The organism is Reyranella sp. (genome assembly GCF_965279625.1).
Classification (GTDB): domain Bacteria; phylum Pseudomonadota; class Alphaproteobacteria; order Reyranellales; family Reyranellaceae; genus Reyranella.
On the sequence record NZ_OZ257251.1, the window covers coordinates 2,994,411 to 3,016,352 of the forward strand.

General features: G+C 66.6%; 17 protein-coding genes, 1 tRNA gene and 2 pseudogenes. 6 read left to right on the top strand and 14 right to left on the bottom strand.

The annotated features are described in order from the left end of the window. Positions 1 to 103: 103 nt before the first annotated feature. From ACQY78_RS14590 to leuC, 6 genes and pseudogenes are all read right to left on the bottom strand, one after another. Positions 104 to 865, bottom strand: a complete 762-nt coding sequence (locus ACQY78_RS14590; protein WP_428676206.1) for an SDR family NAD(P)-dependent oxidoreductase — start codon at positions 863 to 865, stop codon at positions 104 to 106. A 25-nt stretch (positions 866 to 890) separates the two neighbouring features. Continuing rightward, positions 891 to 2,108: an SGNH/GDSL hydrolase family protein gene (locus ACQY78_RS14595; protein WP_428676207.1), complete on the bottom strand. Its 1,218-nt coding sequence runs from the start codon at positions 2,106 to 2,108 to the stop codon at positions 891 to 893. Positions 2,109 to 2,128: 20 nt separating this feature from the next. Then, complete coding sequence (locus ACQY78_RS14600) at positions 2,129 to 2,737, bottom strand: 2OG-Fe(II) oxygenase family protein (protein ID WP_428676208.1); 609 nt, start codon at positions 2,735 to 2,737, stop codon at positions 2,129 to 2,131. A 193-nt stretch (positions 2,738 to 2,930) separates the two neighbouring features. Further along, positions 2,931 to 3,254, bottom strand: a pseudogene (locus ACQY78_RS14605) (redoxin domain-containing protein); the annotation flags it as partial. Positions 3,255 to 4,179: 925 nt separating this feature from the next. Further along, the gene (locus tag ACQY78_RS14610; RefSeq protein WP_428676210.1) at positions 4,180 to 4,743 is read right to left on the bottom strand and encodes a Crp/Fnr family transcriptional regulator; all 564 of its coding nucleotides are present in this window, start codon (positions 4,741 to 4,743) and stop codon (positions 4,180 to 4,182) included. 580 nt (positions 4,744 to 5,323) lie between these two features. Beyond that, positions 5,324 to 6,736, bottom strand: a complete 1,413-nt coding sequence (gene leuC, locus ACQY78_RS14615) for a 3-isopropylmalate dehydratase large subunit (protein ID WP_428676212.1) — start codon at positions 6,734 to 6,736, stop codon at positions 5,324 to 5,326. 169 nt (positions 6,737 to 6,905) lie between these two features. On the opposite strand from leuC, the pseudogene ACQY78_RS14620 reads away from it, so the two are divergent. Further along, positions 6,906 to 7,568, top strand: a pseudogene (locus ACQY78_RS14620) (DUF5131 family protein). Between the two features lie 195 nt (positions 7,569 to 7,763). Here the strand turns inward: ACQY78_RS14620 and ACQY78_RS14625 are convergent. Next, positions 7,764 to 7,840, bottom strand: a tRNA-Arg gene (locus ACQY78_RS14625). A gap of 226 nt (positions 7,841 to 8,066) precedes the next feature. Between ACQY78_RS14625 and ACQY78_RS14630 the strand changes: the two genes are divergently transcribed. Genes ACQY78_RS14630 through lon form a run of 4 tightly spaced genes read left to right on the top strand, consistent with a single transcriptional unit; the run spans position 8,067 to position 12,276 of the window. Further along, positions 8,067 to 8,489 carry a DUF4864 domain-containing protein gene (locus tag ACQY78_RS14630; RefSeq protein ID WP_428676213.1) on the top strand — a complete coding sequence of 141 codons (423 nt, stop codon included), beginning with the start codon at positions 8,067 to 8,069 and terminating at the stop codon, positions 8,487 to 8,489. A 28-nt stretch (positions 8,490 to 8,517) separates the two neighbouring features. Beyond that, positions 8,518 to 9,399 carry a DMT family transporter gene (locus tag ACQY78_RS14635; RefSeq protein ID WP_428676215.1) on the top strand — a complete coding sequence of 294 codons (882 nt, stop codon included), beginning with the start codon at positions 8,518 to 8,520 and terminating at the stop codon, positions 9,397 to 9,399. Between the two features lie 55 nt (positions 9,400 to 9,454). Then, entirely contained in the window at positions 9,455 to 9,877 is a 423-nt protein-coding gene (locus ACQY78_RS14640) for an Hsp20/alpha crystallin family protein (RefSeq protein ID WP_428676217.1), read from the top strand. 17 nt (positions 9,878 to 9,894) lie between these two features. Then, entirely contained in the window at positions 9,895 to 12,276 is a 2,382-nt protein-coding gene (lon, locus tag ACQY78_RS14645) for an endopeptidase La (protein ID WP_428686387.1), read from the top strand. Positions 12,277 to 12,396: 120 nt separating this feature from the next. Here the strand turns inward: lon and ACQY78_RS14650 are convergent, their stop codons facing one another. Beyond that, entirely contained in the window at positions 12,397 to 13,845 is a 1,449-nt protein-coding gene (locus ACQY78_RS14650; protein WP_428676219.1) for an amidohydrolase family protein, read from the bottom strand. Between the two features lie 86 nt (positions 13,846 to 13,931). Here ACQY78_RS14650 and ACQY78_RS14655 point away from each other — a divergent pair, with 86 nt between their 5' ends. Further along, positions 13,932 to 15,497 carry an ABC transporter substrate-binding protein gene (locus ACQY78_RS14655; RefSeq protein WP_428676220.1) on the top strand — a complete coding sequence of 522 codons (1,566 nt, stop codon included), beginning with the start codon at positions 13,932 to 13,934 and terminating at the stop codon, positions 15,495 to 15,497. A gap of 102 nt (positions 15,498 to 15,599) precedes the next feature. Here the strand turns inward: ACQY78_RS14655 and ACQY78_RS14660 are convergent, their stop codons facing one another. The 6 genes from ACQY78_RS14660 to ACQY78_RS14685 form a co-directional block, all read right to left on the bottom strand. Further along, a complete protein-coding gene (locus ACQY78_RS14660; protein WP_428676222.1) occupies positions 15,600 to 16,442 on the bottom strand; it encodes a GNAT family N-acetyltransferase in 843 nt (280 codons plus the stop codon). Positions 16,443 to 16,453: 11 nt separating this feature from the next. After that, complete coding sequence (locus ACQY78_RS14665; protein WP_428676224.1) at positions 16,454 to 17,800, bottom strand: LLM class flavin-dependent oxidoreductase; 1,347 nt, start codon at positions 17,798 to 17,800, stop codon at positions 16,454 to 16,456. 82 nt (positions 17,801 to 17,882) lie between these two features. Continuing rightward, a complete protein-coding gene (locus tag ACQY78_RS14670) occupies positions 17,883 to 19,277 on the bottom strand; it encodes an amidase (protein ID WP_428676225.1) in 1,395 nt (464 codons plus the stop codon). Then, the gene (locus ACQY78_RS14675) at positions 19,274 to 19,456 is read right to left on the bottom strand and encodes a hypothetical protein (protein ID WP_428676226.1); all 183 of its coding nucleotides are present in this window, start codon (positions 19,454 to 19,456) and stop codon (positions 19,274 to 19,276) included. Before ACQY78_RS14675 ends, ACQY78_RS14670 begins: the two co-directional genes overlap by 4 nt. Positions 19,457 to 19,515: 59 nt before the next feature. Continuing rightward, on the bottom strand, positions 19,516 to 20,730 hold the full coding sequence (locus tag ACQY78_RS14680) for a patatin-like phospholipase family protein (protein ID WP_428676228.1): 1,215 nt from the start codon (positions 20,728 to 20,730) through the stop codon (positions 19,516 to 19,518). Positions 20,731 to 20,756: 26 nt separating this feature from the next. Beyond that, complete coding sequence (locus tag ACQY78_RS14685; RefSeq protein ID WP_425068436.1) at positions 20,757 to 21,941, bottom strand: class I SAM-dependent rRNA methyltransferase; 1,185 nt, start codon at positions 21,939 to 21,941, stop codon at positions 20,757 to 20,759. Position 21,942: the final 1 nt, after the last annotated feature.

The following is a 21,942-nucleotide window of genomic DNA, read 5'->3' on the forward strand; positions in this document are numbered from 1 at the left end:
CGGCAGCGACCCCCGCGGACATCTGTTCCGCCATCACGGCAACGGCAGTCGACCTCAATGGTTGCCGAGCGCAATAGTTTTCGTCGCCGGAGTTGCCGAGTTGCTAGAGCGTGACGCCGCCGTTCACGTGCACCGTCTGGCCGGTGATGTAGCTCGCGGCCGGGGAGCACAGGAAGGCGATCAGCGCCGCCACTTCAGCGGGCTTGCCGTAGCGGCCCATCGGGATCGACTGGGTCACCTTCTCCATGCCGGCGCGCGGCACGGCGGCATGGGCATCGGGATCCTTCTCGATGAAACCCGGTGCCACGCAGTTCACCGTGGCGCCCGAGCCGGCGATATCGACGGCGAAGGCCTTGGCGAAGGCCTCGACGCCGGCCTTGGCGGCGGCCGAGGCGGGAAAGGTCATGAGGCCGCGTGCAAAAGCATGCGCCACGAAGGAGGAGACGCCGACGAGCCGCCCCGCCGCACCCGCCTTGATCAGCCACGGCTTGGCGGCGGTCGCCAGTTCGAAGAAGGCGGCGGTCATCGCGTTCTGGCTGGCGTCCCAGGCCGCCCGATCCAGTTCACCGACCTGGGTGCGGTTCGCGAACCCGGCATTGCTGACGATGATGTCGAGGTGACCGTACGCCTTCACCGTCTCGTCGACCAGACGCGCCGCCGTGCCGGTTTCGGCGAGATCGCCTTCGAGGATGAGCGCTTGGGCGCCCGCACCGGTCACGAATCCCGCGACCCGTTCGAGGCCGGTCCGGTTGCGCCGCGCGTGCAGGGCGATCGCCGTATCGGGCGCGGCCAGGGCGCGGGCGGTTGCGGCGCCGATGCCCGAGGAGGCACCGGTGATGAGGATGACGCGAGAGGGAGAAGCCATGCGACAGGAGTAGAATCCCGTGCGCCTAGCGGCAAGCCTCGCGCACGGCAGGGGCCAGCAGCGCCGCGAATCGGCGCGCGCCGGCCGCCGAGAAATGTCCCTGATCCACGAAATCGGCCGGACCGAACGCCTCCTCCGGCAGCGCGACGTAGGTGTCGCCCAGGGCCTTGGCCGTCCGTTGCAGCAGGGCGTTCGATTCCCTCAGCAACCTCGGCAGATCGCGGTCGCGCACGCGCGGCAGCCAGCCGTACAGGCCCTCGCCCATCAGGCGGTCGGGATTGACGACCTGCCCGACCCAGATGGTCGGCGTGCCGCGCGCCCGATTGAGCGCGGAGATCGAGCGGACGTTGCGCTCGAAAATCGTGGCGGCCGCCGCATCGGGGCCGGCGACCGGCGGCAGCGCGTAGGGGTCCTTGGCGTACCGCACCGTGTCGACTTCGGCGGAGACGAGGCGCGTCAGCACGGTGAGCACCGGTGAGATCGTTACGTTGGAGCCTCCGACCCTCCGCACCTTCAGGGAATCGACCTGGCTCGGCATGTGGAAGTCGGCATAGCCGGCATCGAGCTTGGGAATGTGCGAATTGCGCAGATCGTTCCAGCCCACAAAGTAGACCGCGCAACGCGGCGCCTTGCCGAACTTCTCAGGGTAAAAGGCCGTCTGCAGCACATGCTCGGCCGTCGTGTAGCCCGGCACGCCATGATTGACGACGACCAGCCCATCGTCGCGCAGTGCCGCGTCCAGCCGCTCGGGCCAGGTGTCGCCCTCGCCGTTGCCGATATCGTAGGTCGCCGAGCCGCCGAAGGTCGCCACGACGCCGCTGGCGGCCAGCCGCGCCGGATCGGGATCGCGGCCGCGCGTGCCCTGGGACGAGTGCCGGATGGCGAGCCCGGTCGCGCTGGTGAAGGCGAGGCCCGGCGCCGGCACCGCCTGCAGCAGCGGATGCCACTGGAAACGCGCCGGCTCGGCACTGACCGGCGGCAGCAGCGAAGGCGAACCCGGCGGCGCCAGCGCCCAGGACCCGAGACCCCAGGCGAACTCGACACAGGCGAGCACGAGCAGCACGCCGGAGAGACGCGGCCAGCGCGCGAGGACGAGGACGAGCGCAAGCAGCGCCGCGAGGTAGAGGAAATAGTCGGTTCGCGGCCCGGAGACGAGTAACTCGCCCCGGCCGAACAGCCAGGCCGCGACGCCGGCGAGGGCGAGAAGGCCGATAAGGCCGACATAGCGAAGGAATTTCGACACGGTCCCGAACTGGTCTGAGGTCAGCCGCCTTTGTACGCGCCGACCGAGGGATCGAGGAACTGATTGTTGGCCACCCGGATCCTGGCTGCGGCCTCGTCGTAGAGGAACGGCAGGAAGGCGTAGCGCCGGCCGCGCGAAACGGTCGAGACCGCATGCATCAGCGAACAGGAGAAGACCACGGCGCCGCCCACCGGCGGCTTGAAACCGCGCGGCCCGTATTCCGGGAAGCTCACCTCACCGCCCTCGAAGTCCTCGTTGAGATTGATCGACACCGCGAAGCGCCGATGCGCCGTGCCCCTGGTCGTGTTGTCGCGATGGGCCGCGAAGTGGCCGCCCTCCTCCGCCGTGTAGCAGCCGACGAGATAACGCTCGATGCGCGTGGCCTCGAAGAAGAACAGGCGGGCGATCTCCGGCACGATGCGTCGCCTGATGCGCCGCTGCACCGCGAGGATCACCTCCTCGTCCTCGACGATGAAGTCTCGCCGGCGCTTGCGGGCGGGATCCTTCAGCTCGACGGTCTTGCCGGAAACGTCGCTCATGAAGCCGGTGTCGCGGCCGCCATCCGCCTCGTGCAGGTGGATCAGGCTGCGGCAGAAGTTGGGCTCGAAGACGTTGGGCAGGACCAGCACCGGCGCCTGCACGGGCTGGCCGGCATGCAGGTGCGCGGGCGGCAGCGCGTCGAGACAGGCGAACAGTTCGGCGCAGTCCCCCCCCGCCCGGCTTGAATGGGATGATCTGCAGCACGCGCAGGGTCGGGTCGAGCACGACCCAGAACTGCCGCGCGCCGACCTGCCCATCCGGCCCGGCGTCGCGCGGCAGCGCGCCATAGAGGCGGCAGACGCTGCCGTCGAAGTCCCAGAAGTGGCGCACTCCCGGCAGGCTCTGCTGAACGCGGCCGCTCGCCTTGTCCGTCGGATCGACGGTCACACCGAAAAAACACACCCGCTCGTCGTCGAACCGGTGCCGGTTGGCGGCCACCGCCTCGAGCGCCGCGGCACCGCCCGGCGTGCTGCCCGAGACGAAGAAGCAGAGCACGACGTAGCGTCCCGCCACCGTATCGAAGATGTAGCGTGGATTGCTCGCCGTCGCGGCCGTGAACCGGGGCGCGGGATCACCGCGCATCAGGTTGATGAAAGTTCGTTGCATCGATCAGCGCCCTCTCCGCCGGCGCGCGATCGAACGGTATCCCGGTTCACCTATTCGACAAGAGAGAAATGGCGTGCGCGAAACCAGTCGAACCTCCCGGGAGACGCGGCCGAGCCTGAATGCCTGAAACCCTCCCGTCAGGGGGAGACAAGATCGGGAAGACCCACGAGATCCTGAGGTACGGATCCGAAGAGGCACAATATAGAGTGGCGCGACCTCCGGATTCGGGGGGTGCGACCTTCGATTCGTTCGTTTCGTTTGTTGCGTTTATTTCGTTTATCTGTCTGGACTTCAAATTTGGGGGCGCAATCGTGGTTGACGCGCCGAGTGAGATGTTTGTCCTGGTTGGCAAGACGGCTGGATTATAAGGCGCCATTGGCCCGGTGTGTGACCAGCAGCTGAAGGGACCGTTGTTTACGGTCCCGAGGGCCCACAGGGTTTGGTCGCCGATCGGAATCGGATTGCTGGTCAGACTGCGATAACCGCCATTGTACGCGACCGCGTTGGCGATCGGTCCATACCAGTTCCTGTATCAAGACAAGAGAAACCGCTAGCAATCGAGTGACGCCGTAACGGCTCCCGAGTAGCCTTTCTGGGCATATTGGAAAGCAGAACGAAGAGAGCGACGGCATGGCGCGCATCCCCAGACCCCCAAATGAAGCACCCCGCGAACCGCCACCCGGTTCCAAGCCGACTCCAGTCCCGCCCATGCCGCCCCTCCGCGAGCCACCGCCCGGCCCGCCGCCCGCGTGATTGAGTTGAACCGCTGCGGTCGCGCGCCGGTCGAGGCCGTCGATAAAATACGTCGCGATGACTAGTACGCGACACCGACTGTCCTGAGCTGGACCAAAGTAGTTGGTCCGCTTTTTCGGACAATTCACGAAGTTTGGCGCGCGTCGAGTAGTGGCCCAGACCCGGGAGCAATCTAATAAGCAGGCTTATCACTGATCCGCGCGAGGCCGGCCAGGTCGCGAACGGTGATGAGGGTTCGCCGAGTCGCAATGAGGTTCATTCCCTCCATCTCGGCGAGATTGGTAGTAATGGTTTGGCGCCTGGTCCCAAGCAAGCTTGCGAGGTGTGCGTGGCTGATGGCCAAGGACACCCTCCCCGTGACTTCGCACCCGCGGTGGAGCCAGCGTGCCAAATCCCCCATCCGCGAGCCCTTTGCGCGCCCGATCGAAACGAGCGCCGTCTCGCAGAACGCGGCGTGGTGCGCTTCGGCAAGCCTCCTATGGATCGCGTCATCCGCCGCGGCCATGGCCTGCAGCCTGGAAGTTTTCATCGACCACGCGCGCCCACCGATTGAGACGACAACGTCCAACGGAAGGTTTGCAGCCTTCAGCGCGAGATCGGGAAAACTCGTGCCCTCCCGCCCGACACTCAGCGCTTCGACACCCTCGGTCGATACCATGCTGAGCAGGCAGTCGACAGGGAAGTAGGTGAGATGAGGCCGCTCGCCCGCCACGCCGAGCGACTGACCGGCAGTCAACTCCACTTCTGTTAGGTGCGGCAGCAACAGGCTGGAAGCAGCGTGTCCAAAACGGCCAATAGTTGGGGGTCCGTTCAAGGTCGCCGGTACGATGTGCTGTGTGGTTACACTGACGTTACCGAGGCCTAGTCAGAGACGTAAGGTTATGTCCGGTTTCGGACATCTGTCCGCCGGATTACGCAAAGGATTCGCATCCCGGGCTAGCGGCCGCTCGTCGTCGAATCGAACAATGCAGCCGCCTACTCATCCAAGCGTGCCGTCATATCGAAGAAGTATGGAAAGAGAATGCATGACATCTTTGACGTATGACGCGGGGGCTTCCAGGCTGCCCCTCATGGAACCCACGATAGAACCTCTGGTACGCGACTTGTTAGCTTGGCTAGCGAAGGAACCGCGGTTGCATGCAGAAGTCATCGAGAGTTGGCGCACGTCGTGTCCGCGCCTCCCGGTCTGGGAAGAGTGCACCGATCAAAGGTTCGTGGTCCGCAAGGGACCAGTTGTCGAAGTAACTCCGCGGGGCCACGCATTCCTCGAAGGCCTCGCCTGCCGCAGCTCATAAAGCCTGCTGATCGACGCGGGGCTAGCCAAACTCGCGCACGTCAGCCAGCGCTCCAGTCACGGCGGCGGCGGCGGCCATCGCAGGCGAGACGAGGTGGGTGCGGCCATCAGGGCCCTGCCGTCCTTCGAAGTTGCGGTTCGACGTGCTGGCCGAGCGCTGCCCCGGCGTAAGCCGGTCCTCATTCATGGCGAGACACATTGAGCAGCCGGGCTCGCGCCATTCGAAGCCCGCCTCAATGAGCACGCGATCCAGTCCCTCTGCCTCCGCCTGCCGCTTAACCAGGCCGGAACCCGGCACGACCAGCGCGCGCACTCCTGGTGCGACCTTGCGTCCCCGCAGCACCGCGACAACCGCACGGAGGTCTTCAACTCGGCCGTTGGTGCAGGAGCCTATGAACACGACATCGATCTTGAGGCCGGCGAGCTTCTGTCCCGGCGCGAGGCCCATATAGTCGAGCATGCGGCGGTGTTGGGTGCGGCGTTGCGCGTCCATCTCGTTCTCTGGATCAGGTACCGCGCCGGTGATCGGCACGACCGCTTCCGGGTTGGTACCCCATGTCACCATTGGCGCGATGTGCGAGGCATCGATCATGACCACCCTGTCCCAGGAGGCGCCGAGGTCGGACGGCAGCGTACGCCACCAAGCGATTGCGCGATCGAGCGCTTCGCCCTTCGGTCCCAGCTGACGGCCGCGCACATAGGCGAACGTCGTCTCGTCGGGTGCAATCATCCCGGTACGTGCGCCGGCCTCGACTGCCATGTTGCACACGGTCATACGCCCGGCCATGTCCAGCCCCGCAATCGTATCGCCGCAGAATTCGATCGTGTGGCCGTTGCCGCCGGCCGCGCCGACATGTCCGACGATGGCGAGCGCTAAGTCCTTGGCAGAGGTGCCGAAGGGCAGGCCGCCGGACACCTCGACTTTAAAGTTACCGGCTTTCTTCAGCACCAGCGTCTGCGTTGCCAGTACATGCTCGACCTCTGATGCGCCGATTCCGAAGGCGAGGGCACCCAGCGCCCCGTGCGTCGAGGCATGTGAGTCGCCGCTAACGATGGTCTGACCTGGTAACGAAAAGCCCAGTTCCGGACCAACTACATGGACGATGCCCTGCCGCGCGTCGTGCAACGGAATGTATGGCACTCCGAACGCGGCGACGTTGGCCTCGAGTGCTGCCACCTGTGCCCGGGAACGAGGCTCCGTGATGCCGGCCTTCCTCTCTGAAGTCGGCACATTGTGATCGACGACCGCCAGGGTCGCAGCCGGCCGCCGCACGGGCCGCCCTGCACGGCGCAGCCCGTCGAAAGCCTGGGGGCTGTGCACTTCGTCGATCAGGTGCCGGTCGACGTAGAGGACATACGTCTCATCGCCCAATCGCTCGACGACGTGGGTATTCCAAATCTTGTCGTAAAGCGTCTGTGGCACCAACGCGCTCATGTCTATCCGCTTCGGGTAGCTGCGAGAAGTCGATCACCTCGACAGTAGGGCCGTGAACTTGCCGTACATGACCAGGGATTGCCAAGCGCCTGTCACAAGGAGTGCTGCTGTGAGGCGCCCCAGCCTGGGGCCAGTGGCCATTGCCCGCAATTTGCCGCCAGGCAATTGCATGGTCACCAACTCACCTATCGAGTGGACGGAGGCGAAATGGAATCCAGTCGCGGGCTGTACCGTCCTCTCGCCCGGATGCGCGAACTGCTACGTCATGCGCCTCGCTGCGCGGCTCGAACTCATGGGCCAGCCGAAGTACAGGGGGATCACTCGAAAGTCCGGTGGCCGCTACAAGTGGAACGGGCGGATCAATCTCGACTGCGCGGCGCTAGAAATCCCCAAGCGCTGGAAGACGGGCCGCATGATCTTCGTCAATTCCATGTCGGACCTCTTCCACGAGGACGTGCCGCTTAAATTCATCCATGAAGTTTTCGCGGCTATGGTCGCCACTCCCCAGCACACCTATCAGGTGCTTACCAAGAGGGCTGAAAGGACAGAGGAGCTATCGTCTGCGCTGCCTTGGCCGATGCACATTTGGGTGGTCTTGAGCCTCTCTTGGGGCCGCTGGAAGGGCTCGACCTCACGGACATGATTGGGCCATCGCCGGGGGGGCAAGAGTGGCCCCAAGGCGCGGCCGATGCAGCCTGAGTGGGTTCGTTCAATCCGCGACCAGTGCATCAAGGCGAACGTGGCGTTTCATTTCAAGCAATGGGCTGGCGTGAATAAGAAGCGTACGGGTCGGATGCTCGCCGGCCGGACGTGGGATCAGCTGCCACAGTAGTGTGCAAGCGAACATGGCGTTCGCGGATTGAAGCCAGCAACTACCGGCTAGCAGGACAAGTGCAAAGCACCCCGTCACGGGACTAGAAATTTTCCTTTTGAATCTCCGTGGCTACCGGGTGGCTTCCGCCACTCGTCGCAGTCGACGTCGCCACACAGACGAAGCGATGAAAGGCTGTATTTACTGAGAGAGAAATGGCGCGCCCGGAAGGAGTCGAACCTCCAGCCTTCTGATTCGTAGTCAGATGCTCTATCCAGTTGAGCTACGGGCGCACAGCCGAACCCCGAGAGGCCCGACGAAGAGGGGCGCACCCTAATGAAACTGCCCCGGCGATGCAAGCCGAGTCACAGGGCCATTTGTGCCTGCGACCGGGCGCCGCCATCGCCCGCAGATCGAGGCCGGGAACGGCCCGCTGGCGCCGTCTGCACGGCGTTTTCCCGCCTCGACCGGACCTCCGCGGTGGTCGCCTCACCACCGTCGCGGGCGTAGAGTGCCGCCATGCCCCTGCGTTTCCTTGCCCTTCTCGGCGCACTCCTTGCCCTGGCGCTGCCGGCGCAAGCGCAGCTTTCCGAGCCCGACCGGAGCGCCATCCGCGACGTGATCGAGCGCCAGATCGAGGCCTTCCGCCGCGACGATGGCGAGGCGGCCTTCGGCTACGCGTCGCCCAGCATCCAGGGCATGTTCGGCACGTCTGAGACCTTCATGGATATGGTGCGGCAGGGCTATCGACCGGTCTACCGGCCGCGCGCGGTCGAATTCCGCGAGATCGTCACCCTGCAGGGAATGCCGACGCAGAAGGTCCATGTGATCGGTCCCGACGGACGGCCGGTCACCGCCTTCTACCCGATGTCGCGGCAGGCCGACGGCAGCTGGCGCATCGAAGGCTGCTATCTGCAGGCGCCGGACGAACCCCAGGCCTGATCGTCCCCGCCCCGCCCGCCCCCCGCCCATGTCCCGCGTTTCGCCCAAGGTGCTGGCGCTTCTCGGCGCCCTCACCCTGGTCTGGGGCACCAACTGGCCGCTGTTCCGGATCGCGCTCGACGAGCTGCCGGTCCTGACGTTCCGCACCATCGTTCTGTCGACCGGCGCGCTCGTGCTGACCGCGATCCTGCTGATACGTCGCGAGAACTTCGCCGTCCCCAGGGGCAAGTGGCCGGCACTCGTCCTCGCCTCGGCGATGAACATCGGCATCTGGAACATCGCGACGTCGCTTGCGGTGCTCTACGTCCCGTCCGGCCACGCCTCGGTGCTGGCCTATACGATGCCGCTCTGGGTGGCGCTGCTGGGTTTCCTCGTGTTCGGCCAGAAGCTGACGGGCCGCCTGCTGGCCGCGCTGGCGATCGGTGCCGGCGCGGTTGCGGCGCTGATGATCCCCAATTTCCAGAGCTACGCCACCGCGCCGCTCGGCCTGTTCTGGGGGCTGCTGGCCGGTTTCTGCTGGGCGGTCGGCACCTTCGTGGTGAAGCGCACGAACTGGTCGGGCATGGGTCCCTCGCTCACCTTCTGGCAGATCGTGATCACCCTGCCGCCGGTCGCCCTGGGCGCGCTGATCTTCGACGGGCTGCCGACGCACTGGCCGTCCACGAAGGTCCTGATCGCCACGATCTATACCGGTGCCATCCCGATGGCGCTGGGCACCATGGTCTGGTTCACCCTGGTGAAGCTCCTGCCGGCCCAGGTGGCGGCGCTCTCCTCGATTGCCATTCCGATCGTGGCGATCGTGAGCGGCATCCTGATCCTCCACGAGCCGCTGTCGCTGCTGCAGGCGGTCGCCATCGGCTCGACCGTGATCTCGCTCTGGCTCGCTCTGGTGCCGGGTCGGACGCGGTAGTTGTCGCCGGCCGTTCCAATTCCCACATTGGGGCGGGAATTGGAGGCCCGGGTTCATGAAGAGAGGCGATCCCAGAGACTGGATGTGGTCGGAGGCGCTGCAGATGCTGGCGCAGGCCGAACGGCTGCATGGCCAGGTATTCAGGCCGCAGACGGCCGGCCGCCTGCGCGCCAACTGGGAGCCGCCGGTCGACGTGCTCGAGACCGAGCGCGAAGTGCTGATCCTGGCCGCGCTGCCGGGCGTCGACGTGCAGACGGTCGAGGCGGTGATCGAGAACGGCACGCTCGTCCTGTGCGGTGAACGCACCGTTCCCGCCGAGCTGCGCACGGCCAAGATTCATCGCATGGAGCTGCCGCAGGGCCGTTTCGAGCGTCGGGTGGCCCTTCCGTCCGGCGTGTATGGCGAGGTGCGACGCTTCGAGGCCAACGGTTGCCTGGTGGTGACCCTGGCCAAGGCAAGTACGCGGAGGCAGCCATGAGCCCGCAGGATGACGTGATGCAGTCCGTGAGCGCGAAAGCCGAGTCGAAGCCCGACGCGAAGCCCCTGCCGTCCGACGCCCTGATCGTCGTGCCGGTGCGCGACCTCGTCCTGTTTCCCGAGATGGTGTTCCCGGTGAGCGTCGGCCGGCCCTCGTCGGTCGCCGCCATCCAGCAGGCCGTGCGCGAACAGCGCCAGATCCTGCTGGTGCTGCAGCGCGACCCCACGAAGGAAGAGCTGGTGCCGGCCGATCTCCATCCGGTCGGCACGGTCGCGAACATCCTGCGTTACGTCACCACGCCCGACGGCAACCATCACATCGTGTGCCAGGGCGTTCAGCGTTTCCGCATCACCGACTTCGTCGAGGGACATCCGTTCCTGCTGGCGCGCGGCCTGCACCTGGTCGAGCCGACCACGACCGGACCGGAGATCGAAGCCCGCTTCCTCGTGCTGAAGCAGCAGATCCGCGACACGCTCGAACTGCTGCCGCAGGTGCCGCAGGAGCTGCGGCAGACCGTCGAGAACACGACTTCGGCCGGCGCCCTCGCCGATCTCGCGGCCTCCTATCTCGACTCCAAGCCCAGCGAGAAGCAGGAGATCCTGGAAGCGCTCGATCTCGTGCCGCGTCTCGACAAGGTGACCCAGCTTCTGTCCCGGCGCCTGGAAGTGCTGCGCATCAGCAGCGAGATCGGGAAGCAGACCAAGAGTTCGCTCGACGCCCGCCAGCGCGAGATGGTGCTGCGCGAGCAGATGGCCGCCATCCAGCGCGAGTTGGGCGAGGACGATTCCAACAAGCAGGCGATCGCCGATCTCGACAAGGCGATCACCGACGCGAAGATGCCGCCGGAGGCCGAGACTGCCGCGCGCAAGGAATTGCGCCGTCTGCAGCGCACGCCCGAGGCGTCGGCCGAGCACGGCATGATCCGCACCTATCTCGACACGCTGGTCGAGCTGCCCTGGGCGCTGCCCGAGACGCAGCCGATCGACATCGCCGAGGCGCGGCGCGTGCTCGACGCCGATCATTTCGGCCTGGAGAAGATCAAGAAGCGCATCGTCGAGTATCTCGCCGTGCGCAAGCTGGCGCCCGAAGGCAAGGCGCCGATCCTGTGCTTCGCCGGACCTCCGGGCGTCGGCAAGACCTCGCTCGGCCAGTCGATCGCCAGGGCCATGGGCCGCAAGTTCGCGCGCGTTAGTCTCGGCGGCGTCCATGACGAGGCCGAGATCCGCGGCCATCGGCGCACCTATATCGGCGCACTGCCCGGCACGATCATCCAGGCGATCCGCAAGGCCGGCTCGCGCGACTGCGTGATGATGCTCGACGAGATCGACAAGATGGGCAGCGGCGTGCACGGCGATCCGTCGGCGGCGATGCTCGAGGTGCTCGACCCCGAGCAGAACGGCACGTTCCGCGACAACTATCTCGACGTGCCGTTCGACTTGAGCCGCGTCGTGTTCATCGCCACGGCCAACATGCTGGACACGATCCCCGGCCCGTTGCGCGACCGCATGGAGATCATCTCGCTCACCGGCTACACGGCAGGCGAGAAGCTGCAGATCGCCAAGCGCTACCTCGTTCGCCGCCAGCTCGAAGCCAACGGCCTCACGGCCGAACAGGCCGGCATCGACGACGACGCCCTGAAGCTGATCATCGGTGGCTACACGCGCGAGGCCGGCGTCCGCTGGCTGGAGCGCGAGATCGGCCGCGCGTTGCGCCACGTCGCGGTGCAGGTCGCCGAAGGCTCAGCGACCCGGGTGCAGATCGGCACGGCCGACATCGAGGAGCTGCTGGGACCGGTCCGCTTCGAGAACGACGTTGCCATGCGCACCAGCGTGCCCGGCGTGGCGACAGGCCTTGCCTGGACGCCGGTGGGCGGCGACATCCTGTTCATCGAGGCCACGCGCTCGCCCGGCCACGGCAAGCTGATCCTCACCGGCCAGCTCGGCGAGGTGATGCGCGAGAGCGCGCAGGCCGCGCTCAGCGTGCTCAAGAACAAGGCGAAGTCGATCGGCCTCGATGCCGTCCTGTTCGAGAAGAACGACATCCATGTCCACGTGCCGGCCGGCGCCACGCCCAAGGACGGGCCGAGCGCCGGTGTCGCGATGTTCATGGCGCTGGCGTCGCTGATGACGGGCCGCACCATCCGCAGCGACACCGCGATGACGGGCGAGATCAGCCTGCGCGGACTGGTGCTGCCGGTCGGCGGCATCAAGGAGAAGGTCGTGGCCGCGGCGGCGGCGGGCATCACGCGCGTGATGCTGCCGGCGCGCAACAGGCGCGACTACGACGACATCCCCGAGGAGGTCCGCAACACGCTCGAGTTCATCTGGCTCGAGACGGTCGACGACGCGGTTGCCCAGGCTCTGACGCCCGACGCGCCGGACGACAGCAACGAGGGGTAAGCCTATTGTCGTCCTGAGCGCCAGCGAAGGACCTAGCCGAGCGACCAGAGTACTGCGTCGCTGGCGTTAGATCCTTCGCTGCGCTCCAGAGCGGGGGTTACCCCGCTCGCGATGACAAGGTTACGCAATCGGCAGCGACAGCGGCGAGATCTCGTCGCCGGGACGGTTGGCGTAGTCGAGCTTGACCGAATCGCGCAGCATGCGGGCCTGCGCCTCGGCCAGGCGTTCCATGGCCGCGACCGGATCGAGATGGACCGGATCGCCGTCCTTCAGCACGATCTCGCCGTCCACCAGCACGGTCCGCACCGCGCGATCGGCGGCATGGAAGACGAAGGAGCGCAGCGGGTCGCGCGCCGGCTGCATCAGCGGATGGTTGAGGTCGACCAGCACGATGTCGGCCGACATGCCGGGCGCCAGCGCGCCGATATCGTCGCGGCCGAGTGCCGCCGCACCGCCGAAGGTCGCGGCCTCGAAGGCGCCGGCGGTGTCGAGGCTGCGGATGTCCTCGCTCATCAGGCGGCCTGCGACGATCGCGAGCCGCATCTCCTCGATCAGATTGTGCGGTGCGCAGTCGGTGCCGAGGCCGACATTGACGCCGCGCGCGCGATAGCGGCCGACATGGTCCATCGCCAGGCCATAACGCGCGAAGGGCTGCGGGCAGTGCGCCACCGACGCGCCGGCCTCGGCGATCAGGTCGAGGTCCTTTCGCGTGTGCCAGTTAATCTGCGGATGGTCGTCGAGCAGGATGCAGTGCGCCATGATCGTGTCGGACTTCATCAGTCCGTTCTGCGCGGCCCACTGGATGGGCGTCATGTTGTGGCGGCGGATCATCTCGCGCACCTCGACGACCGACTGGCCGACATGGGTCGAGAAGCGGCGGCCCGACTCGTCGGCATGCTTGCGGCCCGCCGCGAACAGGTCCGGCGTCACGGTGTCGATCTGCGCCGGGAAGACCACGGCATCGAGGCGGCCTGAATTGTGCGCCTCCGCCTCGTCCATCACCCGCCTGGCCTTCTCGAACTGCGCGAGGCCGGCGGCCTCGTCCCACTTCCAGGTCACGGTCTGCGGCGAGGACATGCCCCAGCGAGCCGACGCGAAAGTCGGCGCCGCATAGAAACGCATGCCGCTCTGCGCCATCGTCTCCAGCCAGCCGTCGAACGGCACGGTGACGTCGCAGGCGGTCGTGGTGCCGGCGCGCAGCATCTCGGAATAAGCCATGGTCGCGGCGCCCTGGCGACCGTCGTCGCCCAGGCGAAACGCCTGCAGCCGCTCCATCAGGCCGGTCATCTGCTGTTCGGGCACGCCATGATCCTCGCGCACGCCGCGATAACCGGGCTCGGTCGAGGGATGGGAATGGATGTTCACGAGGCCCGGCAGCGCCAGCATTCCGCGTCCATCGATCACGGTCTCGCCCGGCCCCGTCGGACGCGCGCCAGCCGGGCTGATCTCGACGATGCGGCCATCCTTCAGATGCAGGTCGACCTCGCGGCGATAGACGTGACGTCGCTCGCTGCCGTCCCGGACCACGGCCCAGGCGACATTTCGGATCGAATCGGGCCGCATCGACATGAATTCTGCTCCAGCAAAGGCATGCCTGTTGCATAGGCACCGCAACGGGACGATAGAATCGGGAAACCGAGAGAACAAGGAGGCAGATGATGCGGAAGATGAAATGGGCGCTGGCCGCGGCGACGGCAGCGCTGCTCTCGGCCACGGCCGAGGCGCAGACGCTGAAGGTCGTCATGCATTCGGACGTCAAGATCGTCGACCCGATCTGGACCACCGCCTACATCGTCCGCAATCACGGCTACATGGTCTACGACACGCTGCTGGCGGTCGACGAGAAGCTCGACGTCAAGCCGCAGATGCTGGAAGGCTGGAAGGTGAGCGACGACAAGCTCACCTATACCTTCACCCTGCGCGACGGGCTCAAGTTCCATGACGGCGCGCCGGTGACGGCCGAGGACTGCATCGCCTCGATCAAGCGCTGGGCTTCGCGCGACGCGATGGGCCAGAAGCTGATGACCTTCACCAAGGCCATGGCCGCGGTCGACGACAAGACCTTCACGCTCACCCTCAACGAGCCCTACGGCCTGGTCATCGAATCGCTCGGCAAGCCCAGTTCCAACGTGCCGTTCATCATGCCCAAGCGCATCGCCGAGACGCCGGGCAACACCCAGATCAAGGAGTTCATCGGCTCCGGCCCGTTCGTGTTCCGCGCCGACCTGTGGCGGCCGGGCGAAAAGGCGATCTATGACAAGTTCAAGGACTACAAGCCGCGCGCCGAGCCGCCATCGGCGCTGTCGGGTGGCAAGACCGTCTATGTCGACCGGGTCGAGTGGGTGAACATCCCCGATCCCCAGACCGCGGCCAACGCGTTACTGACCGGCGAGATCGACATCCTCGAACAGCCGCTGATCGAGATGCTGCCGCTGATCGAGAAGGACAAGAACATCGAGGTCAAGGACCTCAACCCGCTGGGCAGCCAGTACAGCCTGCGCTTCAACGTGCTGCACAAGCCGTTCGACAACGCCAAGATCCGGCAGGCCGCGCTCTACGCGCTGAACCAGAAGGACTTCCTGCTCGCCGCCATCAACGACCCGAAATACTTCAAGGAGTGCAAGGCGCTCTTCATCTGCGGCACGCCCTACGCGACCGATGCCGGCTTCGAGGACAAGCTCGAGTCGAACTTCGCCAAGTCGAAGGAGATCCTGAAGCAGGAAGGCTATGACGGCACGCCGGTCGTGCTGTTGTTCGCGACCGACACAAACACCGGCCGCCTGACGCCGATCGCGAAATCGCTGCTGGAGCGCGGCGGCTTCGTCGTCGACATGCAGGCGATGGATTGGCAGACCGTGCTGTCGCGCCGCTCACGCAAGGAGCCGCTCAACGCCGGCGGCTGGAGCGGCTTCATGACCTCCTGGGTCTCCGCCGACCTGCTCAATCCCATCGTGTCGGCCTTCGTCGGCGCCGCCTGCGACAAGGCCGCGATCGGCTGGCCCTGCGACGCCAAGCTCGAGGAACTGCGCGACGCCTTCGCCAAGACGACCGATCCGGCCAAGCGCAAGGAACTGGCGACCGCCGTGCAGGTGCGCGAGTCGGAGTATCCGACCTTCGCCCAGCTCGGCCAGTTCAACATTCCGATGGCGATCCGCAAGAACGTGACCGGCAGCCTGTCCTCGCCGGCGCCGGTCTTCTGGAACATCAAGAAGGCGCAGTGATCCAGGACGCGACGAAGACAACGGAGCGCGCCACTCCAGTGGCGCTCATGCTTTGTCGATCAGCAAGACATGAGCGCAACTGGAGTTGCGCGCTCCAATGAATCAGCCGAGTTCCAGGCTGGTCACGCCGAACAGGCCGGCATAGTCGACGTCGGGGTCCGCGCCCGTGTACATGCGCGCGGTTTCGAACGAGGGCTTGAGGCCGATCTGTTCGGCCAGCTTCACCGCCGGCTTGTTGCGATCGGGCACATCGATCGCAACGGCCGTCGCGCCGAGCGTCGTTGCGAGCGCGCCCACAAGTGCAGACGCGATCTCCGGCGTGGCGCCATAGAGAGGGCCGACGCGCGAGGCCGCCGCACAGGCGCGCATCACGGCAAAGCCCACGATCTCGCCGTCCCGCAGGGCGACGAGGGCGGCACGCTCGGGCAATGAGATCCACGTCGCCAGGAACGAATCCCGCGCCTCGGGAAAGAACCGGCGATCGTAGGCCGCGACCCGGTCGAAACCGATGCTGCGGGCATCAGCGAAGGTGACGCCGGCCGGCGGCTTTCCCGACGGCGGGGCGCCCTCGTGGCGGATATTGTTCCACGCCAGCCGGAATCCCGACTTCTTGTAATTGCCCTGCTGCGCCACGACGCCGTCGAGCCCGACATTGCGCCCCGCGAGCCGCGCCATGCCGGCGCGCCAGACCTGGATGCCATAGCCCTTCCCGCGCACCGCCGGCCGGGCGATGTAGAAGCCCAGGAAACCGAAGCCAGCGCCGTATTTCACCACGGAGATGCAGGCCTGCGGCTCACCGTCGAGGCGGCCGATCAGGAATGCACTGGGGTCCGCCGCGAAGAAGGCGTGGGCATCCGTGTTGCCGGGGTTCCAGCTTTCGTCATTGGCCCAGGAGGCCATGCGCTGCACATCGTCGGCGCTGCCGACCTCGATCTCGAAGCTCATGGGCGCGGAGCTTACTCCGCCGCCTTGGCCGTTGCCGCGAAAAAGCGGTTCTCGGGCCGCGGCAGGCCGAGATTCTCGCGCAGCGTCGTGCCCTCATACTCTGTGCGGAAGAGGCCGCGCCGTTGCAGCTCGGGCACGACCTTGTCGACGAAATCGTCGAGTCCGCCCGGCAGGTAGGGGAACATGACGTTGAAGCCGTCGCAGGCTTCCGTCACCAGCCACTCCTCCATCTGGTCGGCGATCATCGCCGGCGTGCCCAGCATGCCGAGCCCGCCATAGCCGCCCAGACGGCCGGCGATCTGGCGCACGGTCAGGTTCTCGCGCTTGCCGAGTTCGATGACGCGGTCGCGTCCGCTCTTGCTGGCTTCGGTCTCGGGAATGTCGTCGGGCAGCGGCTTGTCGGGATCGAACGTGCGGGCATCGACGCCCAGCGCCATCGAGACGGCGGCGATCGAGCTGTCATAGTTCACGAGACTGTCGAGCCGCGCGCGCTTTTCCTTCGCCTCGTCGAGCGAATCGCCCACCACCACGAAGGCACCGGGCAGGATCTTGATGTGATCGGGATTGCGGCCGATCTTCGCCGCGCGGCCCTTCACGTCGGCATAGAAGGCGCGGGCGCCGTCGATCGGGCCGCCGGCGGCGAACACCATCTCCGCCGTCTCGGCGGCAAGCTGGCGGCCGGCATCCGAGGCGCCGGCCTGCACGATGACGGGCCAGCCCTGCACCGGCCGGGCGATGTTCAGTGGCCCGCGCACCTTCAGGTACTTGCCCTTGTGGTCGAGCACATGCAGGCGCGACGGATCGAAGTAGATGCCGTTCTCGACGTCGCGCACGAACGCATCGTCGGCCCACGAATCCCAAAGGCCCGTCACAACGTCGAAGAACTCGCGGGCGCGGGCGTAGCGCTCGGCATGGGGCATCTGGTCGTCGAGGCCGAAGTTCAGCGCGGCATCGGGATTGGACGTCGTCACCAGGTTCCAGCCGGCCCGGCCTTCGCTGATATGGTCGAGCGAGGCGAAGCGGCGGGCGATCGTGTAGGCCGGCTCGAACGTGCTCGAGGCGGTGGCGATCAGGCCGAGATGCTTGGTGGCCATCGCCAGCGCCGGCAGGAGGGTCAGCGGATCGAACGAGGTCACCGTGGCGCTGCGCTTCAGCGCGTCCATCGGCATGTTCAGCACGGCCAGGTGATCGGCCATGAAGAAGGCGTCGAACTTGCCGCGCTCCAGCGTCTGCGCGTACTGCACCAGCGCCTTCAGATTGAAGTTGGCGTCCGGCGTGCCGCCGGGATAGCGCCACGCGGCGGTGTGGATGCTGACAGGGCGCATGAAGGCGCCGAGGCGAAGCTTCTTCTGGGTCATGGGGCGGTATGTTGCGCCCGCCGGGCGGGCCGGCAAGGCCCGCTCGGACGACAAGAACTAATTGAACGAATAATTTCCCCGATCAGAGGATCGGGGGATGTTTTTTGTCCGTCCCGGCGACGCGCTCCCAGGCGCGCGCCACCTGGAAGACCGTCGCCTCGTCGAAGTAGCGGCCGACGAACTGCACGGAGACCGGCATGCCGCCGACCGAGAGGCCGGCCATCATGGCGAGCGCCGGGTGGCCGGTGACGTTGAACGGCGTGCGGGCCTGGCGCGGATAGGTGCGCTCAACCTCGGCCGTATCCTCGATGCGGCAGGCCGGGTCCATCGAGCTGGCGCAGAGCAGCACGTCGACTTCGCGGAATGCGGCCTCGACCTCGGCAATCATCTGCAGGCGACGACGGCTCGCCAGCATGTAATCGCCCGCGCTCATGAAGGCGCCTGCCATCAGGCGCTGACGGCCCAGCTTCCCGTAGTCGCCGGGACGTTCGCCCAGCCACGGTCCGTGGATCGACCAGGCCTCGCTCTGCAGGATCACGCGGTTCACCGCGCCGAACTCGCCGAGCGCCGGCAACGTGATGTTGCGGACCTCGGCGCCTTCGACCTGCAAGCTGCGCGCGACATGCTCCAGGGCCGCCGTGACCTCGGGGTTCGCGGGCGTGTCGATCTCGTGGAAATGACGCACGAAGCCCACGCGCAGGCCGCGAATGCCGCGGTCGAGCGCCGCGCCGTAATGGCCTTGCGCCGCCGCCGCACTGCCGGGATCGAGCGGATCGTGGCCGGCGATCGCTTCCAGCATCAGCGCATTGTCGGCGACGGTGCGGGTCATCGGCCCGACATGATCGAGCGTGAAGGAGAGCGGGAAGACGCCGCGGCGCGAGACCAGACCGTAGGTCGGCTTCAGGCCGACGATGCCGCAGCAGCTTGCGGGGTTGCGCACGCTGCCGCCGGTATCGGTCCCCAGCGCCATCGGGAACAGGCCGGCCGCGACGCCCGAACCGGAGCCGGACGAGGAGCCGCCGGGATGATGATCGGTGTTCCAGGGATTGCGCGCCGGCGGCCAGGGCAGGTCGAAGCTCGGCCCGCCGATGGCGAATTCGTGCGTCGAGAGCTTGCCCAGCACAATGGCGCCGGCGCCGCGCAGCTTCTCGACACAGACCGCGTCGGCGGTCGCCATGTTGTCCTGCAGGACCTTCGAATGGCAGGTCGTCGGCAGGCCCGCGACGTTGATGATGTCCTTGATGCCGACCGGTACGCCGTGCAGCGGCCCGCGCAGCCGGCCCGACTGGGCCTCGGTTTCGGCGGCCAGGGCAGCCGCCATCGCGGCATCGCCATCGACGCGGATGAAGGCGTTGAGCTTGGGATCGAGCTGCTCGATGCGATCGAGCAGCGCCTTGGTGAGATCGACGGGCGAAAGCTCCTTTGCGGCGATGGCGCGGGCCGCTGCGTCCACCGTCATCCAGTGCAGGTCGCTCATAGCGTCGTCCCCGCCTTCATCGGCGGCCACGGCTCGGCGGTCGGATCGGCCGGGCGCTTGATCTTCTGCGCCACGTCGGCGGCCTGCTTTGCGGCGACCGTCACGTCTTCGGGAAATTCGGCCAATGCCCTGGCGAGACCGGCGCGGTGCGCCAGCAGCTCAATCGTATTCTTGTCCACGGCACCTCTCCATCGTTCCCAGGGATGCAGGCACGAGTCGTGCCAGCCACCCGCAGAGTTTAACGCGTCGGGACGGCGGCCGGCGAGGCGAGGCCCGGCGGGTGTTTGTGCCAGGCGCGACCCTCCACGATCTCGCGCACACCGTATTCGTAGAGTGCGTTCATGTAGGCCTGGTCGAACTCGCCCTTCTTCGGCGCCTCGAAATCACGCCCGATATAGGCGAGGTTGTAGTCGACCTTGTCGCGCTGCGAGATGAAGTAGGTCCGCAGCACGTCGTTGACGCCGCTGGCCGCCAGCATGGTCGCGATCGCGCGGCCGGCGATGGTGATGGTGCGCCGCTCGGCCATCGCATAGTCCGGATCGAGTCGGGCGTTGCGGATGATGTAGGCATGCCGCTCGCGCTTGAGGCTCGCGATGTCGATCGACGGCGGATAGAGGAAGAGCTGGGCGATGGCACCGCCGTCGACATGCAGCTCCTGATATTTCTTGCCGTCGAGTTCGACATCGATCAGCACCGGCTGGAAGGCGCCGGGAATGGCGGCCGACGCACGCAGGATCTTGCGGAAGAGATCGAGCGAGCCCGGATGCCCACTGGCGGCGATGGCGCCGATGTTCCAGATCACCGGCCGCTGGGCGTCGAGATCGGTCGTACCGATCATCAGCAGCCGGCCCTTGTTGTACTCGGCCGCGATCGCGTCGAACATCTTCTGGTCGGCATACTTCGCGATGATCTCCGCGAGCGGTCCCGTATCGGCCATCGCATCGTCGAACAGGGCCGCCGTGAGACCGCGCCGGCGATAGACCTTGTCCGGCGTCATGGTCGTATAGACTTCGCGCAATTGCGGATCGTAAGCCGACCCCAGGAAGGCGAAGGGCGCGATCAGCGCGCCGGTGCTGACGCCGGTGACCATCTTGAAGGTCGGGCGTGTCCCGACCGCCGTCCAGCCGTTCATGATCCCGGCGCCGAAGGCGCCGTTGTCGCCGCCGCCGGATACGGCAAGGAAGTAGGCGGGCGGCGCCTGCGCCGGCGTCCTGCCCCCGGCACGCAGGGCGGCAGCCTCGCGCACGCCCGATCGCATTCCTTCCTCGACCATCAGCCTGGCATCGCCATCGGCATAGAAGCGCGCATTGGGAATGCCGAGCGGCATCGCCCGCTCCGTCTGCAGGCGCGGCACCGCGTCGTCGCGATCCGGAATCGAACAGCCCGTGCCCGCGAGGCCCAGCATCGCCGCTGCCACCAGCAGACAGCGGCGGCCCATTGTGATTGTCGACATCCCCTCTCCCCCCTGACTTCTCCTGGTCAGTCCAGTTGCAGCACCATGGCTTTCAGATAGGCCGTCTCCGGCAGGCCCGGATGGATCGGATGGTCGAGCGCGGCGCCGCTGCTCAGCAGGATGCGGCCATTGCGCTCGGCGTCGCGCAAGCCGCGGCGGACCTGCTCGGCGAACAGCGGCACATCGACGAGATGCGAGCACGACGCCACGAAGAAGAAGCCGCCCTTGGTGACCAGCGGCGCCGCCAGGCGCACCAGCTTGCGATAGCCCTGCGCGCCGATCTTGAGGTCCTTGCGGTTCTTCACGAAGGCCGGCGGATCGCAGATCACGACCTCGTAGCTGCGCGGCTTCTGCTTCTCCAGCGTTTCGAACACTTCGCCCTTCTGGAGCGACACGATCTTCTCGACCTTGTTCAGCTCGACCGCCTTCTGGGCGGCGTCGAGGGCGGGCTGCGACCGGTCGAGGCAAAGCACCGACTTCGCACCGCGCGTCGCCGCCAGAACACCGAAGCCGCCGCTGTAGCAATAGGCATCGAGGACGCGCGCATCCTTGGCCAGCCCCGCCATGAAGCGCCGGTTGTCGCGCTGGTCGTAGAACCAGCCGGTCTTCTGCCCCCCGGAGAGATCGGCCACGAAGCGGGCGTCGTTCTCGATCAGCTCGATGCTGCCGGCCTCGCCCTTCGCCACCACGACTTCGCGCGGCAGGCCCTCGAGCACGCGCACCGGCGAATCGTTCTTGAGGATGATCGTCCTGGGCGAGAACTCCGCCTCCAGCGCCTCGAGGATGACCGGCGTCAGCGCGTCCATGCCGGCGGTATTGACCTGCACCACGAAGGAATCGCCGAACCGGTCGACGATCACGCCCGGCAGTCCATCGGCCTCGGCATGGATCAGGCGGTAATAGGGAACGCCCACCAGCCGATCACGCAAGGCCGCGGCCTGGGCCAGCCGGCGCCCGAAGAACAGCGCGTCGATCTGGGCTTCAGGGTTCGTGGTGAGAAGGCGGGCGGCGATCAGCGAATGGGGGTTGAACGTGCAGACTCCCAGCGCCTCACCGCCCGGCGCCCGCAGGGTGGCCAGGCTGCCGGCGGGAATCGCCTTGGCGTCGGCGTCCATCAGGATCTCGTTGGAGAAGGCCCAGGGGTGGCCGGAGCGGACGCGGCGATCCTCGCCGGCGCGCAGGATGACGGTGGGGAGCTTCTTCAGGGCCAAT

Excerpts from the sequence above, each read along its gene's own strand:
- leuC (WP_428676212.1), bottom strand. The coding sequence starts at position 6,736 with ATGAGCGCGTTGGTGCCACAGACGCTTTACGACAAGATTTGGAATACC.
- ACQY78_RS14640 (WP_428676217.1), top strand. The coding sequence starts at position 9,455 with ATGAAGAGAGGCGATCCCAGAGACTGGATGTGGTCGGAGGCGCTGCAG.
- ACQY78_RS14680 (WP_428676228.1), bottom strand. The coding sequence starts at position 20,730 with ATGTCGACAATCACAATGGGCCGCCGCTGTCTGCTGGTGGCAGCGGCG.
- ACQY78_RS14665 (WP_428676224.1), bottom strand. The coding sequence starts at position 17,800 with ATGACCCAGAAGAAGCTTCGCCTCGGCGCCTTCATGCGCCCTGTCAGC.
- ACQY78_RS14635 (WP_428676215.1), top strand. The coding sequence starts at position 8,518 with ATGTCCCGCGTTTCGCCCAAGGTGCTGGCGCTTCTCGGCGCCCTCACC.
- ACQY78_RS14670 (WP_428676225.1), bottom strand. The coding sequence starts at position 19,277 with ATGAGCGACCTGCACTGGATGACGGTGGACGCAGCGGCCCGCGCCATC.
- ACQY78_RS14630 (WP_428676213.1), top strand. The coding sequence starts at position 8,067 with ATGCCCCTGCGTTTCCTTGCCCTTCTCGGCGCACTCCTTGCCCTGGCG.
- ACQY78_RS14655 (WP_428676220.1), top strand. The coding sequence starts at position 13,932 with ATGATGCGGAAGATGAAATGGGCGCTGGCCGCGGCGACGGCAGCGCTG.
- lon (WP_428686387.1), top strand. The coding sequence starts at position 9,895 with ATGCAGTCCGTGAGCGCGAAAGCCGAGTCGAAGCCCGACGCGAAGCCC.
- ACQY78_RS14590 (WP_428676206.1), bottom strand. The coding sequence starts at position 865 with ATGGCTTCTCCCTCTCGCGTCATCCTCATCACCGGTGCCTCCTCGGGC.
- ACQY78_RS14650 (WP_428676219.1), bottom strand. The coding sequence starts at position 13,845 with ATGTCGATGCGGCCCGATTCGATCCGAAATGTCGCCTGGGCCGTGGTC.
- ACQY78_RS14660 (WP_428676222.1), bottom strand. The coding sequence starts at position 16,442 with ATGAGCTTCGAGATCGAGGTCGGCAGCGCCGACGATGTGCAGCGCATG.